Source organism: Allosphingosinicella deserti, assembly GCF_003012735.1.
Lineage (GTDB): Bacteria > Pseudomonadota > Alphaproteobacteria > Sphingomonadales > Sphingomonadaceae > Allosphingosinicella > Allosphingosinicella deserti.
Genome location: NZ_PXYI01000012.1, coordinates 22,686 through 37,417 on the forward strand (window position 1 = coordinate 22,686; position 14,732 = coordinate 37,417).

Genomic DNA, 14,732 nt, shown 5'->3' on the forward strand with positions numbered 1-14,732 from the left:
CCGCTTCGCGACCCCCGGTTACTGACGCTCGGTGAGAATGATCGGCTCGCCGGCGGGGGCAAGGGGGCTGGCTGGCTCCACGGGCGCGGCGATCGCGGCGGGCAAGGTGATGAAGAAGGTGGCGCCGGGGCCGATATTGTTCTCGGCCCAGAGCTTGCCGCCGTGCGCCTCGATGATCGTGCGGGCGATGCTGAGCCCGACTCCGAGGCCGTTGCCCGAGCCGCCCTTGAGCGCCGAGAACAGCTCCTCGGGATCCTCCTGGGGAAGGCCGGGGCCGTTGTCGGACAGGGTGAGGAGGACGAAGCCCTCCTTCGCCTGCTGCGCGCGGATGGTGAGTTTCGGCTGCCGCTGCCCGGCAAGCGCCTGCCAGCCATTGCGCAGGATGTTGGCCAGCACCTGCTCGATCTGGACCGGATCGCCCAGCACCAGGCGGTGGCCGCGATCGAATTCGATGCGCAGATCGGGCTCGTGCAGGCTGGTGTCGGAGCGCAGCAGCTCGAGGCAGCGATCGAGGCTGAGGCGGAGGTCGACGCGGCTGCGGGCGACGCCGCTTTCGCTGATCATCGCGCGCGCCTTGCGGATGATCTCGCCGGCGCGGCGGATCTGCTCCTCCGCCTTGCCGACCCATTCCTGCATCTCGGCGGCCGGCGCTTCCTTTTCGAGGCCGAGCTTGACGAGGAAGGTGTAATTGGCCGCGGCGGTGAGCGGCTGGTTGAGCTCGTGGGCGAGCGTGGTCGCGACCGCGCCCATGCCGGCGATGCGGGCGGCGCGGTTGAGCTCGCCCTGCAATCGGGTCAGCCGCTGGCGTTCGTGGGCGCGCGCCGCGCCGGAGGCGATCAGCGCCAGGAACAGGAGGATGAAGGAACCGGCGCCGACGAACAGCGACAGCGAGGTCGCGTCGAACCGGCCCGGGCCTTCCCCCGCAGCGGGCAGCGCGCGGAATCGTGCGGCGGCCATGCCGGCGAAATGCATGCCCGAGATCGCCAAGGCGAGCAGCAGCGACCCGGCGGCGCGCGCCGAGATCGAGCGCCGGCGGGTGCCGAACTGCAGGGCCGTCCACGAGGCCGCGACCGCGATCACGAAGGACAAGGCGACGAAGCCCGGATCGTAGACGATCGCGGCGCCGGTGATCGCGGCCATGCCGGCATAATGCATCGCGCAGATCGCGGCGCCCATCACGAAGGCCGCCGCAAAGGTTCGCCAGGCCCGCGCCGGACGCCGCTGCGCGACGGCGATGGCGAGGCTGCTGCCGGCGAGCGCGAGCAGCAGCGACACCGCGGTCCAGCCGGTGTCGTAGCCGAGGCCCGAGGCCGCGGAGAAGCCGAGCATCGCCATGAAATGGGTGACGAAAATGCTGATCCCGAGCGCGAATCCGGCGGCGGCGAGCAAAGGGATCCGCGCCCGCCCCTCCCGCGCGCGCGCCTGCTCCTGAAGATCGAGCGCCACCCACGCGCCGAGCATCGCAGCGGCGAGCGCGAGCATCACGAAGGCTGTCTGATGTTCACCATGGATCACGTTCGCGGCGTCTCTCCGGCCTTGTTCCTTCACCCGATCGCCGTCGCAGGCACGGCTTCGGGAGCGGTGGTCCTGCCCTCGACTAGAGTGGGCACGACCGCCGTCAACCTGTTGAAACTCCTGTGATGCGGTGTCGGCCTCAACGCTTCGGCGCAATCCGCGGGCCGCGCTCTGCGGCAGGCGTGGGCCAACCGGGTGGGCGCGTCCATGCCACGGTTCACCGAAGCGGATGCGCCGGATGTTCCGCCTGGGGGTTATCGCGGAATGTCTGCAGCCCTGGAACGCCATATCAGCAACGAGGACCTTCGTGCCGTCGCGAAACTCGTCTCGGAGGGGCGTTCCGTGCCCGCAATCCTCGTCGGCGCGGTGCTCGCGCGGCTCGAGCGGGCGGAGGAGGATCTGAGCCGGCGGAGCGCGCCGGACGGCGAGCCGCTGCGGCTCGCGCGGGGCTTCGCCTAGGGCTGGAACGCTACGTGTCGGCGCAGGGCCGCCGTTACGGCGCGACGTCGCCCGCCCTGGCGGCGAGCGGCCGCGCATGCTCGACGAGGGCGAGGAGGAATTTGCCGGGTTCCTCGACCATGATCTCGTGGCCGGAATGTTCGAACCAGGTGAAGCTCTTGGCCGGGGCGCGGACGCGGTCGAACCATTGCTTGGCGACCTCGGAGTTGACGGTGCGATCGTGGCGGCCGGCGAAGAGGATGAGCGGGCAATCGAGCTCGGTCACGTGCGAGAAATCGAGTTCGAGGACCGGGGCGAACAGGAAATCCTGCGACCAGCCATTGCCTTCGTAAACGCGGCGCGCCTCCTCGTCCGAATAATCGGGCGACAGGCGGGCGGCGATGCCGTCGACCTGGCGCGGGCGGTAGGCCATGACGCCGCCGAAGAAGTCCGACCATTTGCGCTCGATCCGGATCGCGTCGAGCGGGATCGGCTTGCCGGGCGCGGCATAGGGGGCGATGCCTTCGAGCTCGGCGATCGCCTCGCTATTGCCGGCCTTGCGTGCGGCGGCGAGGGCGAAGGCATAGCCGCGGCGCTCGCTCTCCGGACTGTTCGCCGCCTGGGCGACGCCGATGTATGCGTGCAGCCATTGCGGGCGGCGGCGGGCGAATTCGAGGCCGACATAGCTGCCCCACGAAGTGCCGAGGACGAACAGCTTATCCTTGCCGAATTGCGTGCGGAGCCAGGCGGCGAGCGCCTCGGTGTCGTCGACGAAGCGCTTCGGAGTCATCGTCGGCGCGACCGCCTTGGGATCGTTGACGAGGTGGGTCTTGCCGGCGCCGCGCTGATCCCAGTGCACGATCGTAAAATATTCCTCGAGGCCGCGTGACGTCCACCAGGCCAGAGGCGCGGTGGGGAAGCCGGGACCGCCGTGGAGGACGAGCAGGATCGGGTTGCGGCGGTCGGCGCCGCGGATGGTGACGAACTGGTCGATGCCGCCGATGCGGACCAGCTCGCTGCGGTCGACGCCGTTGGGGGTGACGATGCGGCGCAGCTCGCGGATGACCTCGACCGCGTCCTGGCGGCTGGAGACCTGCGCCGGCTGGGCGGCGGCCTGGTGGGCGGTGACGATCAGGGCGGCAGCCGCGAGCAGGTATGGTGTCTTCATGCGGCCTCCCAGAGTTGCGCGCATCGACCTAGCCCAGCTTTCCCTATGGTCAAAGCGCCGTAGCTTCGGCGTGTGTCCGCGTCGGAGTAGACGATGGAGCTGGAGCCTTGCCCTACGGCCGGCGCATCAGGGTTCGCCGCGGTCCGTTCCTTCGCGATCCGTCTCGTAATGCTTCGCCAGCGAGAAGTCCGGGAGCCAGGATTCCCGGCGGATCGTCCAATTCTCGTAGGTGGGCGTGAACTGGTTGGGGGCGTCGAGCGCGCCGAGATGGACCTCGATCTCGTCGCCGTGGCGGGCGAAGACCGAGGATCCGCAGTCGGGGCAGAAATGCCGGCCCCGGTACGACCGGGTCTCACCCGCGATGGTCACCGCCTCGATAGGGAAAATCGCCGCGGCGAAGAACAGGGCGCCGTGATGCTTGCGGCAATCGAGGCAGTGGCAGAGGCCGACCCGCCAGGGCGCAGCGGTGATCGTCAGCCTGACCTGTTCGCAGAGGCATCCGCCGGTCGTAGGGTGCATGTCTGTCCCCTGCTGTCCGTGGAGCGAACAACGGAGTCGGGGACGATTCGCTCCGCCTCCCTGCGGTCACCCGTGCGGCTCGGCTTTCGCCCCTTCCCCGGTCAGCGCGGCGCCGAGGGCGGCGGCGACGATGAGGGCGATTGCCGCCCATTGGCTCGGGGCCAGGGCCTCGCCGAGGGCGACGAGGCCGATCAGGGCGCCGACGGCGGGCTCGGCGGCGAGCAGGGTGCCGAAGGTGGTGGTCGGCAGGCGCGGCAAGGCGATCATCTCGAGCGTGTAGGGCAGAGCGCTGGAGACGACACCGACGACGAGGCCGAGCAGCAGGATCTCGGGCCGGAGCAGGGCGGCGCCGGCATGGATGATGCCGACCGGCGCGGCGATTGCGGCGGCAATCGCCATGCCGCCGGCGACCGCGGCGATGCCGTGATCCTCGCCGGCGCGCTTGCCGGCGAGCAGATAGACGGCCCAGCAGGCGCCGGCGGCCGCGGCCAGCGCGACTCCGCGCGGATCAAGCGACGCGGCGCCGCTCCACAGCGGCAGCAACAGCGCCAGGCCGGCAACGGCGAGCGCGATCCACAGCCGGTCGGCCTTGCGGCGCGAGGTCAGCAAGGCGACGGCGAGCGGCCCGCTGAACTCGATCGCGATGGCGATGCCGAGCGGGATGAACGACAAAGCCTTGTAGAAAGCGAGGTTCATCACCCCAAGGGCGATCCCGTAAGGCAGCAGCGCCCGCCAGTCCCTGCGTCCGAGGGTGCGCCAGGGGCGGAAGGCGACCGACAGCAAACAGGCGCTGACGATCAGCCGCAGGGCGGTCGCGCCCTCCGGCCCGACCGCCGGGAACAGGCCTTTGGCGAAGGAGGCGCCGGCGCTGATCGAGACGAGCGCGCCGAACAAGGCGGCGACGGCGAGCGGATCGGCGCGCAGGCGGGGCGCCCGCGCGAGAGCGGAGGTGGTCATGGCATGTCCGTGATGGCTTGTGGTTGGAGGCAATTCTAGAGGGGCGCCGTGATCATCGTGATCGAAATTGGCTCGCGGGCGATAATGTTTATCGGCTATGCCGCCGGGCATGAACGAGGATGTCGCGCTCGACCATTTCGATCGAAAGCTGCTCGCGGCGCTGCAGGCCGATGCGCAGCAGCCGGTCGCCGCACTCGCCGAGGCCGTCGGCCTGTCGGCGCCGGCCTGTTACCGGCGCATTCGCCGGCTGCGGGAGAGCGGGGCAATCGCCCGCGAGGTGGCGATCGTCGCGCCGCGGACCCTGGGCTGGCCGCTGTCGATGATCGTGATGGTGACGCTCGAGCGCGAGGGTGCACGCACGATCGACGAGATGATGCAGATTCTCGCCCGCGAGCCGGAGGTCATCGAGGCATGGAACGTCACCGGCGACCATGATCTGGCGGTGCGGATCGTGGCGGGCGACATGGAAGGCTATGATGCGCTGGCGCAGCGGCTGTTCGCCGCCAACGAGCGGGTGCGCAGCTTCAAGACCTTGGTGGTGATCCGCCAGGTCAAGTCGCTGAGCCCCATCCCGGTCGATCTCTAGACCGCAGCAACGCTGTTGCAATTGATAATGACTCGCATTAGGCGATCCGCGACTGTTACGGATCGGGATCGACCATGCGCCTTTGCCATTGCCTGCTGCTCTCCTGCGCGTCGCTGCCCTTCGCACCGGCCTTCGCGGCGGCGGCGGATGACGGGGCGGTTGCGGTCGTCGAGATCGCCGGCGCTTCGGGCGAGACGGACGGTTCGGTGGGGGACGACGGGGCGCCCGACGAAATCGTCGTCACCGGCGAGCGCGAGGCGCGGCGGGCGCTGAGCAAGACCGACACGCCGGCGCTGGAGACTCCGCAGCCGGTCACGGTGATCACCGACGATGTGTTCGAGGCCCAGGGCGCGGTGTCGGTGAGCGACGTGCTGAACTATGTCGCGGGCGCCACCGCCAATCCCTATGGCCCCGACAGCCGGGTCGACGGAGTCAAGGTGCGCGGGCTCGATGCGCTGCAATTCCGCGACGGCATGCGCGACGTCTTTTCTTATTATGCGAGCATCCGCGCCGACCCCTACACCTTCTCGCAGGTCGAGCTGGTGCGCGGGCCGGCCTCGGCATTGTTCGGCGCGGGGGCGCTCGGCGGGCTGTTCAACCTCAGCTCCAAGCTGCCGCAGTTCGAAGCGGGCGGCGAGATCGGGGTTCGCTACGGGTCGTTCGACCGCAAGGAAGTGCTCGCCGACCTGACCGGTGGCCTCACCGACCAGCTTGCCGGGCGGATCGTCGCCCGGCTACGCGATTCGGGGACGCAGACCGACCATGTGTCCGACGACCGGGTGCTGATCGCGCCCTCGCTGACATTCGCGCCAGGCAGCGACACCAGCCTCACCCTGCTCGGCCTCTACCAGGAGGATGACGGCGGCTCGACTGCGCAATTCCTGCCTTTGGTCGGTACGGTCCTGCCCAATCCCAACGGTACACTCGACCGCGACCTGTTCATCGGCAAGCCGGGCTGGGATCGCTATGACGGCCGCCTGCTGCAGGGCACGGCGATGCTCGACCATCGGTTCAGCGATCGCCTCCGCCTCAGCCTCAAGGCGCGCTACATCGACAGCGACCTCGACTATTTCACCCATTATCCCGACAGCTATTCGAACCCGACCAATCCCTATCTCGACCCCGAGCAGCGGATCATCGGCCTTTATGCCGACGCCAGCCGGGCACGGATGGAGATCTTCTCGACCGACAACAACCTCCGCTTCAGCTTCGACACCGGGGCGGCGATCGAGCACGATCTGCTCGCCGGAGTGGATTACAGTTGGAACCATGTCCGCAAGGTCGCCGGCTTCGGCTTCGAGACCATCGACATCTACGATCCGGATTATGCCAGCCTGTCCGACTTTGGCGGCGGCTTGCCCGAGCCCTCCGCCCCGTCCGAGGACATCAGGCAGGAGCAGATCGGCTTCTACCTGCAGGACCAGATCCGCATTGCCGACCGAGTGTCAGTCACCCTGGGCGTGCGCCGCGACGATGCCAGCGCCAGGGATGCGCTGGGCGGAAGCAGCTACGACGAAAGCGCGACCACCTTCCGCGCGGGGGTGATCGGCGAGATCGTGTCGGGCGTGTCGCCCTTCGCCAGCTACACCGAGAGCTTCGAGCCGATCGCCGGCGCGGCCAGCGACGGCAGCCCGTTCGTGCCGAAGCGCGGCCGGCAAGTGGAGGCGGGGATCAAGGTCCAGCCGGCCGCCGGGGCGCTGGTGACGGTGACCGCCTATCATATCAAGGAGACCAACACGCCGATCGACGATCCGAGCACGCCGGATCCGTTCGACCAGACGCAGGCGGGTTCGCTGACCTCCAAGGGATGCGAGATCGAAGGGCGCGCCACCCTGCCCGGCGACCTGCAGCTGATCGCCAATCTCAGCCACAACGATGCCAAGCTCAAGGACACCGGGCGGCAGCTCGAAAACGTGCCGAAGAAGAATGCGTCGCTGTGGGCGCTGAAGCGCACGACCTTCGCCAACGGCATGACCTTGCAGCTCGGCGGCGGCGTTCGCTACGTCGGCGCCAACCGGTCCTACGGCGCCGCCTTCCCCGACGGGATCCGCACGCCGAGCTACACGCTCGTCGACGCTGTGGCGGAGATCGGCTGGAAGCAATGGAGCCTCGGCGTCAACGCGGTGAACCTGTTCGACAAACGCTATCAAAGCGCCTGCCTCGCGCGCGGCGACTGCTTCCAGGGGCAGGCCCGCAACCTGTTCGGCACGCTCCGGTATCGATTCTGAGATGATGTGGCTGGCGAGCCTGGCGGCGATCCTCTCGGTCCTGGTGCTGCGCGTCGCCTGGGGGCGGCGGACTCGGTCGCACGCGCTGAACGGCGCCGGATGGGGCCTGATGCTGCTCGCCGCCGGCCTCGGCTGGCGGGCCGCGGGCGCGTGGGGGACGAGCGTCGCGAGCCTCGCTGGCATGGGGGCGGCGTTCGTGCTGCTCGCTTTGGCGGCGGTGACCGCGCCGGCCGGGTCGGAGCGTGCCTCGAACCGCCGGGCGGGCATGTTGCCTGAGGGCGGCGAGCCGCTCGGCCTCGCGCGGCGCGTTGCCACGTTTGCGATCACCGTCCTGCTCGCGGGCGCGGCGGGCGTCGGCGCCGCGCTGGGGCTGCGCAGCCTGTCCCTGGCGGTGGGCGCCGCTGAGGCGAATGCGATCGCAATCGGGTTCTTCGCGATGCCGCTCGCCTGGGCCTTGCTCGGTTTCTATGTGCTGATGGAGCGGCGGCGGGTGCGGCAGCTTGGCATCCTCGCGGTCTTCGTGCTGGCGGGGCTGCCGGCGTTCGTGACGGGAGGCGCGGCATGAGCGCGGCGCCGGATCCAGCCACGGTCAAGACTGCTTTGTCGGCGCATGCGGCGATCGGCCTGCTCGCCGGCGCCTTGCTCTATCTCGTCTCGCTGACCGGCACGCTGTCGGTGTTCTACGCCGAGTTCCAGCGGGTCGAGCAAGGCGGCGTGCCGGAGATGGCGACGATCGCGCCGGAGGCGGTGGAGCGCGGCGTCGCCGCGGTGCTGGCCACCGAAGCGGGCAAGCCGAAGACCACCCATCTCTACGTGCACATGCCGGTCGAGGATCTGCCGCGGGCGACGATCACCACCGACAGCCAGGCCTTTCACCTCAGGGACGACGGCAGCCTCGCGCAGAAGGAAGAGATCGCCTGGTCGGACTTCCTGCTGCAGCTTCACTATCTGCTCAACCTGCCGGCGCTGATCGGGATCGTCCTCGTAGGCGCGCTCGGCGTTGCAATGCTCGCGCTGGCGCTGTCGGGCGTGATCGCCCATCCGCGGATCTTCCGCGACGCCTTTCGCCTCCGCGCGCGCGACCGCGAAGGCGTCGGGCTCGCCGACTGGCACAACCGGCTGAGCGTCTGGACCCTGCCCTTCTCGGTCGCGATCGCGTTGACCGGGGCGATCATCGGCACCGCCATCGTCACCGGATACGCGATCGCCTCTGCCGATTATGGCGGCGACCTCGAAAAGGTCTACGCGCCGATCTATGGCGCGGAAGCCAAGCCCGATCCGGCGCCGGCGCCCTTGCCCAACGTCGCCGCCGCGCTCCGCCACATGGCGGCGGCCTATCCCGAGGTGGTCGTCAGCTACGTCATCCTCCACGATCCCGGGACGGCGGGGCAGCATGTCCAGATCGTCGGCGAGCATCATCGGCGGCTGATCTTCGGCGATTATTACGGCTTCGACGCCGCCGGGCGGTTCGCGCACAAGGCCGGCCTGTCCGACGGCGCGATCGGGCAGCAGGCGGCGGCTTCGCTCTACCGGCTGCATTTCGGCAATTTCGGCGGCCTGCCGGTCAAGCTCGCCTACCTGCTGTTCGGCACCTCGCTGACCGCGATCTGCGCGACCGGGACCTTCCTGTGGCTTGGCAAGCGCCGTCGCCGCGGCTTCGACGAACCGCGCCTGCTCGCCGCCTGGCGCGGCGTGGTGTGGGGCTGGCCGATCGCGCTGGCAGCGAGCTTCCTCGCGCGGATGACGATCGGCAATGGCGCGCCGCTGGTGGCGATCTTCTGGGGCGGGGCGGTGCTGGCGGTGGTCGTGTCGATCGCGCTGGCGCGGTGGGTGCCGCTGACTCGGACGCTGAAGGGCGGGCTGGTGGCCGCGGTCGGGCTCTGCGCAACCGCTTCTATGCTCTAAGCCGCATCGACCGTTCCGCTCCAAAGGGGAAGAGGCGCGATAATTTGTTAGTGTCCCCTAATAGCGATGCACCGGATTTGGGGACACTAACGAATTAGCGGACGATTGCCGAGAGGCTGATGGCCGGCGGATGCCGGCGGTGGGGTCAGCCGGCGGACGCCGCCATTCGCCGCTTCGGCTTGGGACCGCGCGGATCGGCGCGCAGCGGCCGGGCGAGTGCGATCTCCTGTCCGGCGATCCACGTTTCGCTGCCGAGCGGCCGGCCGCTGCGCAGCCGCGCCTCGATCGTCGCGGCGATCGCTTCGCCCTCGCCGCTTACGTCGCCGGCCTCGAGCCCGTAGCGCAGCATCGCGCGCCACTCGGGCACGTGACCACAAAGGGCGGAAACATCGGTCAGACGGTCTAGGCCGACGCGGCGCCCGGCGATGTGGCTGCGCGCGCTCGACCATCGCCAGTCTTCCGCATGCGCGACGAGGCCGGCCGCGACCGGGTTGCGCTCCACATAGCGTATCGCCGTCATCCGGTGGGCGTCATCCATCGGGTAGCTGGCGAAACGGCCCTGGAAGAGATAGCCGCACCAGCCCTCGCGCCGGTTGATGCGGCTGGTGTACCGGCGATGCGCATCGGCGACGGCGGCGCGCAGCCCGTCGGCATCGGCCGGCACGAGGATGAGGTGGACATGGTTGTCCATCAGGCACCAGGCGAGACAGCGCACGCCGGCAGCGGCGCACCCCTCGGCGACGAGATCGAGGTAGCAGGCGCGGTCATCGTCGGCGAAGAAGATCGGCTGGCGGCGATTGCCGCGTTGCACGACGTGATGGGCGACGTCGGGGATGACGATGCGGGCGAGCCGGGCCATGGCTCGAGCATAGCAGCAAAGCGGCCGGCGCGCGACCGGCCGGCGCGGCCGAGCGCGCAGCGTGCGGGATGTTGGACACGCGCCGTTCCCGATGATTTCGTTGATGTCCCCGAATAGGGAGGAGGTGGGCGGCCGTGCGGCGGCTCAACGGGCCGGGCTGTTTCCGATGGTGGTGGACTGCCGCGCGATCTGCCGCCAGCCGCCGGCGGTCTTGCGCCAGATGCTGGTGAAGCGCCGAACGAGAGGGACTGACGGGGCGTCGGCGCGCGTGACCCGCTCCTCGCCCATCAGCACGACGACCGAGTCGCCGGAAGCATAGGCTGCCAGCACATCCCGTTCGTAGCCGGCGAAGCGCGTGGTGCCGGATCGGAACTGCTCCAGAACCTGCTCGGCGGTGAGGATCTCGTTGGCTGCATTGTGCAGCCGGAACTCGGGCGCGAACACGCTGCGGAGGGTGGCGACGTCGCCCGCGGCGATCGCGGCTTCCAGCTTGCGGTTGAGCGCCAGCACCTCCGCGACATTCGGATGCTGAGAAGCGGCCGCGGGCGCGAGGGCCGCAAGCGCGAGAGCAAACGAGCCGAGCATGATCTTCCTCCCGGCGCAGGGTATCGCAAGCAGGCGCCGGACGAAATGGGGAGCTTGATCAGCTGGGAGGCGACGGCTCCTCGTTCTTAGCCCCATTCGGGACCTCCTGGAGGGGGTGGGGTGGCCTCCCCGTCCGCCGCGCGCGATCACCGCCTGGGGGTAAAGGGAGCAAGAGCCACGCCTCAATCCCCTCCACGAAGTCGTGGATCGGAGAGCCTCGCGGCGAAAGCCGGCGCGAGTCCCCTCCACCATCCTCCCCAAAAAGCTCGGGCAGGATGGTGCGTCACTGCGGGTCGGCGGCTGAACGCTTCCGCTTGCGGGGCTTGCGGGTGGCGGTGGTGCGGGCGCCCGCTTCGGCGGCGAGGCGGGCCCAATGCTGGAGGGCGTCGGGATCGTCATAGACGTCGGGCGGCGCGCGGCGATAGTTCATCACCCCGATGCGGCCGTCCTTGAAGGCCATGCTGAAGCGCTCGCAGCCCTCCGCGTCCCAGAGCGCGTCGGTCTCCGGATCGGCCTTGAACCACAGGGCGTCGTCGTCGAGCAGCGCGAACACGATGCCGTCGAGATAGAGAATGGCGCCGCCCATCATCTTGCGCATCGTCACCGTGCCGAGCGGCTCCAGGGCTTCCCGGACCCAGGCGGAAAGGCCCTCGTCCACGCTCATCGGACGGGGCTCATGCGGCGGTGATCCGGAGGCCGGCGATGCAGCCGATCAGGCCGAGCAGGAGCAGGATCCGGATCGCGGTGGCCGGCTCGCCATACCACCAGATGCCGACCACGACGGTGCCGGCCGCGCCGATCCCGGTCCACACCGCATAGGCCGTGCCCATCGGGATCGTGCGGGCGGCGAGTTCGAGCAGGCCCATCGACAGGGTCACCGAGGCGAGGAAGCCGAGCGTCCACGGGATGTTGCGGAAGCCCTCGGCATTGCGAAGACAGGTGGTGAAGCCGATTTCGAACAGGCCGCCGACGCAGAGCAGGATCCAGGCGAGGATTGGGGTCATGGCATGGCCTCGATAGCGGGTTCGGGATGAGATTGGGTGCGGGCGGCGAGCACGCATCCGGCGACGATCAGGGCGGCGCCGGCAAGGGTCGCAAGCCGCACCGGCTCGGCGAAGACGAGGAAACCGAACAAGGCCGCCCAGATGAGCGCGGTATATTCGACCGGGGCGAGCCGGTGCGCCTCGGCGCGGGCATAGGCCCAGGCGAGCAGCATCAGCGAGGCCAAGGCGAGGATCGCCGCCACCACCAGATCGGGCCAATGCGAGGCCGCCGGGACCGTGGCGAGGAACGGGGCCGCGAGCGCCAGCACTGCGACGACCACGACATATTGGTAGAAGGCGATCTCGCGCGGCTTGGCGACCAGCGCCTGCTGGCGCATCAGGATGATGTTGTAGGCGTAGAGCATTGCGGAGCTCAGCACCGAGGCGACGCCCCACCAGTCGCGGCCGCCGGCCGTCTCGGCCCGGGTTGCGACGATCAGCAGCACTCCGGCGAAGCCGATCAGCGAGGCGAGCACCGCCTGCCGCCCGACCGGCTCGTGCAGGATCGCCGCGGCGAGATAGAGGGAGACGAGCGGGGCGACGAAGGTGAGTGCGACGGCCTCGACGAGCGGCATGCGGGCGATGCCCCAGAAGAAGGTCAATGCCATGAATGCGCCGACCACGCCGCGGATGACGTGGTAGCGCATCGCCGCCCGGCTCGGCCGCGCCGGCCGCGAGAGGGCGTAAAGAAGGGTGGACAAAGCGAGGCCGACCAGCATCCGCCAGAAGACGGCATTGAAAGCGCCGATGCCGAGCGCCAAGCCCTTCATCACGGCGTCCATTGCCGAGAAGAGCGCGATTCCGAGCGTTCCCACCAGGAAGGGGACGAGGACGCTGTCGGTGCGTGCGGGGGCGGCCATGACCGGCCGTTAGCCGAGCCGACCCGGTTCGTCACGTGGACGGGCGCGCAGTATGCGCCGGACACAAAGCGGCCCCGAAGCGGGTGCTCCGGGGCCGTTTGAAGAATATCAGGCGGCGCGGACGTCGCCGTGATTGTCGTTTTCGGAGCTCTGGCCTTCGATCGTGGTCTGCGGCTGGACGCCGCCGCCAATCGCGACCTTACGGGGCTTCATCGCTTCCGGGATCTCGCGGACGAGCTCGATCGAGAGCAGGCCGTCGCGCAGATCCGCACCGCGCACCTGAACATAGTCGCCGAGCGCGAAGCGGCGCTCGAACGCGCGGGTGGCGATGCCGCGGTGGATATACTGACCCTCGTCGCTGCCGGCCTTGCGACCGGAGACGAGCAGCTGGTTCTGCTGCGCGGTGATCTCGATCTCGTCGGAACGGAACCCGGCCACTGCGATGGTGATGCGATAGCTATCGTCGTCGATCTTCTCGAGATCGAACGGCGGGTAATTCTCCGCGGTCTGGCCAGCATTTTCGAGCAGATCGAACAGGCGATCGAACCCGATGGCCGAGCGGCGGAGCGGGGCAAAATCGAAATTGGTCCTCATCTTCCAAGTCCTCCTTGAGCAACGTTGGCATGTGAGGCGCGCTCGCGGAAACGCGCGAACGCCCTCCGGAAAGCCGGACCCGATTGGCGTCCGACAACCGGAATCTAAAACCCTTTTGGTTCGTTTCAAGATCCCTGACGAGCGGTTTTTTTGCCTGTCCTGCGGCAGGGTTGCGTTATCGACTGGCCCCATCCATCCTGCGCGCACCAGGAGGAAATCTATGCGTGTTGCCTCGTTCGCCGCGCTCGGCCTTGCCGTTGCCGCAGCGCCTGCCGCTGCCCATGATAACGTCTCGTCCGCCGACCGGCTGGCGCATGAGCAGATGCTGGTGCTCGATACGCATCTCGACACGCCCGTATTGTTCGAGCGGCCCGGCTGGGATTTCACGCGCTGGCACGAATATGCCTGGGACGTCAGCCAGCTGGATATCCCGCGGATGGAGGCAGGCGGGCTCGATGGCGGCTTCTTCGTCATCTACACGCAGCAAGGCGGGCTCGACGAAGCGGCGATGACCAAGGCGCGGGAGGATGCGCTGATGCGCGCCACCGCGATCCAGCGGGTGGTCGCGGCCAATCCGGACAAGCTCGCCTTCGCGACCACTGCCGACGATGCCGAGCGGATCCACCGCGAGGGCAAGAGGATCGTGTTCCAGAGCATCGAGAACAGCTATCCGCTCGGCGACGACGTCTCGCTGCTCAGCCTCTATCATCGCCTGGGCGTGCGGATGGCCGGGCCGGTCCATTCGAAGAACAACCAGTTCGCCGATTCGACCACCGACACGCCGCGCTGGAACGGGCTCAGCCCGCTCGGGCGGCAATGGGTCGCCGAGATGAACCGGCTCGGCATGATCGTAGACGGCAGCCATTCGTCGGACGCGGTGTTCGACCAGCTGCTGGCGCTTTCGAAGGCGCCGATCGTGCTGTCGCATTCCGGCCCGCGCGCCCTGTTCAACCATCCCCGCAACATCGACGACGCGCGCATGCGCCGGCTTGCCAAGGCGGGCGGCGTCCTGTTCGTCAATTCGGTGTTCCTGACCAAGCACGACACGTCCGAAGAACGCGACGCGATCGACGCCCGCCAGCAGAAGTGGGAGAGTCTGAACCCGGCCGAGCGCCGCAAGCTGGTCGCCGACAAGAGCGCGCTCGATGCCAGGCAACCCTACACGACCGCCACCTTCGAGATGTTCATCAAAAGCCTGCTCCACTGCATCGGCGTGATGGGCGTCGACCATGTCGGAATCGGCGCCGACTGGGACGGGGGCGGCGGCGTGATCGGGATGGAGGACATCGCCTCGCTGCCCAAGATCACCGCGCGGCTGCGCAAGGAAGGCTATAGCGACTTTGACATCGCCAAGATCATGAGCGGAAACCTGCTTCGCGTGATGCGCGCGGCGGAGAAGCAGGCGGGGCGCTGACGCTCCACGCGGACTTCCCGCGAGGAACACGGTGCCGGAGCGGCCGAGGCTCGCGGCACTG

At 68.8% G+C, this 14,732-nt stretch carries 16 protein-coding genes; 6 read left to right on the forward strand and 10 right to left on the reverse strand.

From position 1 onward, the window contains the following. Positions 1-18: 18 nt before the first annotated feature. Entirely contained in the window at positions 19-1,515 is a 1,497-nt protein-coding gene (locus C7I55_RS24915; RefSeq protein WP_158266579.1) for a sensor histidine kinase, read from the reverse strand. Between the two features lie 264 nt (positions 1,516-1,779). On the opposite strand from C7I55_RS24915, the gene C7I55_RS28340 reads away from it, so the two are divergent. Then, positions 1,780-1,974 (forward strand): hypothetical protein, encoded by a 195-nt coding sequence (locus tag C7I55_RS28340; RefSeq protein ID WP_158266580.1) that lies wholly within the window; start codon positions 1,780-1,782, stop codon positions 1,972-1,974. Between the two features lie 34 nt (positions 1,975-2,008). Here C7I55_RS28340 and C7I55_RS24920 read toward each other — a convergent pair whose 3' ends face one another. The 3 genes from C7I55_RS24920 to C7I55_RS24930 form a co-directional block, all read right to left on the reverse strand. After that, entirely contained in the window at positions 2,009-3,121 is a 1,113-nt protein-coding gene (locus tag C7I55_RS24920; protein ID WP_106515769.1) for an alpha/beta fold hydrolase, read from the reverse strand. A gap of 126 nt (positions 3,122-3,247) precedes the next feature. Next, positions 3,248-3,640: a GFA family protein gene (locus tag C7I55_RS24925; protein ID WP_106515770.1), complete on the reverse strand. Its 393-nt coding sequence runs from the start codon at positions 3,638-3,640 to the stop codon at positions 3,248-3,250. 66 nt (positions 3,641-3,706) lie between these two features. After that, the gene (locus tag C7I55_RS24930) at positions 3,707-4,597 is read right to left on the reverse strand and encodes an EamA family transporter (protein WP_106515771.1); all 891 of its coding nucleotides are present in this window, start codon (positions 4,595-4,597) and stop codon (positions 3,707-3,709) included. A 109-nt stretch (positions 4,598-4,706) separates the two neighbouring features. On the opposite strand from C7I55_RS24930, the gene C7I55_RS24935 reads away from it, so the two are divergent. The 4 genes from C7I55_RS24935 to C7I55_RS24950 all read left to right on the forward strand — a co-directional run bounded on the left by C7I55_RS24935 (position 4,707) and on the right by C7I55_RS24950 (position 9,316). Next, positions 4,707-5,183 carry an Lrp/AsnC family transcriptional regulator gene (locus C7I55_RS24935; RefSeq protein WP_106515881.1) on the forward strand — a complete coding sequence of 159 codons (477 nt, stop codon included), beginning with the start codon at positions 4,707-4,709 and terminating at the stop codon, positions 5,181-5,183. Between the two features lie 74 nt (positions 5,184-5,257). Then, positions 5,258-7,411, forward strand: coding sequence for a TonB-dependent siderophore receptor (locus C7I55_RS24940; RefSeq protein ID WP_106515772.1), 2,154 nt, complete (start codon positions 5,258-5,260; stop codon positions 7,409-7,411). Position 7,412: 1 nt separating this feature from the next. Beyond that, on the forward strand, positions 7,413-7,976 hold the full coding sequence (locus tag C7I55_RS24945) for a hypothetical protein (RefSeq protein ID WP_106515773.1): 564 nt from the start codon (positions 7,413-7,415) through the stop codon (positions 7,974-7,976). After that, positions 7,973-9,316 carry a PepSY-associated TM helix domain-containing protein gene (locus C7I55_RS24950; RefSeq protein WP_106515774.1) on the forward strand — a complete coding sequence of 448 codons (1,344 nt, stop codon included), beginning with the start codon at positions 7,973-7,975 and terminating at the stop codon, positions 9,314-9,316. The genes C7I55_RS24945 and C7I55_RS24950 overlap by 4 nt, the downstream gene beginning before the upstream one ends. 145 nt (positions 9,317-9,461) lie before the next feature. On the opposite strand, the gene C7I55_RS24955 is transcribed toward C7I55_RS24950, so the two are convergent. The 6 genes from C7I55_RS24955 to C7I55_RS24980 all read right to left on the reverse strand — a co-directional run bounded on the left by C7I55_RS24955 (position 9,462) and on the right by C7I55_RS24980 (position 13,257). Next, a complete protein-coding gene (locus C7I55_RS24955) occupies positions 9,462-10,175 on the reverse strand; it encodes a transposase (RefSeq protein WP_106515775.1) in 714 nt (237 codons plus the stop codon). A gap of 144 nt (positions 10,176-10,319) precedes the next feature. Further along, positions 10,320-10,760 (reverse strand): nuclear transport factor 2 family protein, encoded by a 441-nt coding sequence (locus C7I55_RS28345; RefSeq protein ID WP_158266581.1) that lies wholly within the window; start codon positions 10,758-10,760, stop codon positions 10,320-10,322. Positions 10,761-11,043: 283 nt separating this feature from the next. Next, on the reverse strand, positions 11,044-11,424 hold the full coding sequence (locus C7I55_RS24965; RefSeq protein ID WP_106515777.1) for a TfoX/Sxy family protein: 381 nt from the start codon (positions 11,422-11,424) through the stop codon (positions 11,044-11,046). Between the two features lie 10 nt (positions 11,425-11,434). Beyond that, complete coding sequence (locus C7I55_RS24970; protein WP_106515778.1) at positions 11,435-11,764, reverse strand: DMT family transporter; 330 nt, start codon at positions 11,762-11,764, stop codon at positions 11,435-11,437. Further along, positions 11,761-12,663: a DMT family transporter gene (locus C7I55_RS24975; protein ID WP_106515779.1), complete on the reverse strand. Its 903-nt coding sequence runs from the start codon at positions 12,661-12,663 to the stop codon at positions 11,761-11,763. The genes C7I55_RS24970 and C7I55_RS24975 overlap by 4 nt, the downstream gene beginning before the upstream one ends. 108 nt (positions 12,664-12,771) lie before the next feature. Then, a complete protein-coding gene (locus tag C7I55_RS24980) occupies positions 12,772-13,257 on the reverse strand; it encodes an Hsp20 family protein (RefSeq protein WP_106515780.1) in 486 nt (161 codons plus the stop codon). Positions 13,258-13,477: 220 nt separating this feature from the next. Here C7I55_RS24980 and C7I55_RS24985 point away from each other — a divergent pair, with 220 nt between their 5' ends. Continuing rightward, entirely contained in the window at positions 13,478-14,671 is a 1,194-nt protein-coding gene (locus tag C7I55_RS24985) for a dipeptidase (protein WP_106515781.1), read from the forward strand. Positions 14,672-14,732 lie beyond the last annotated feature (61 nt).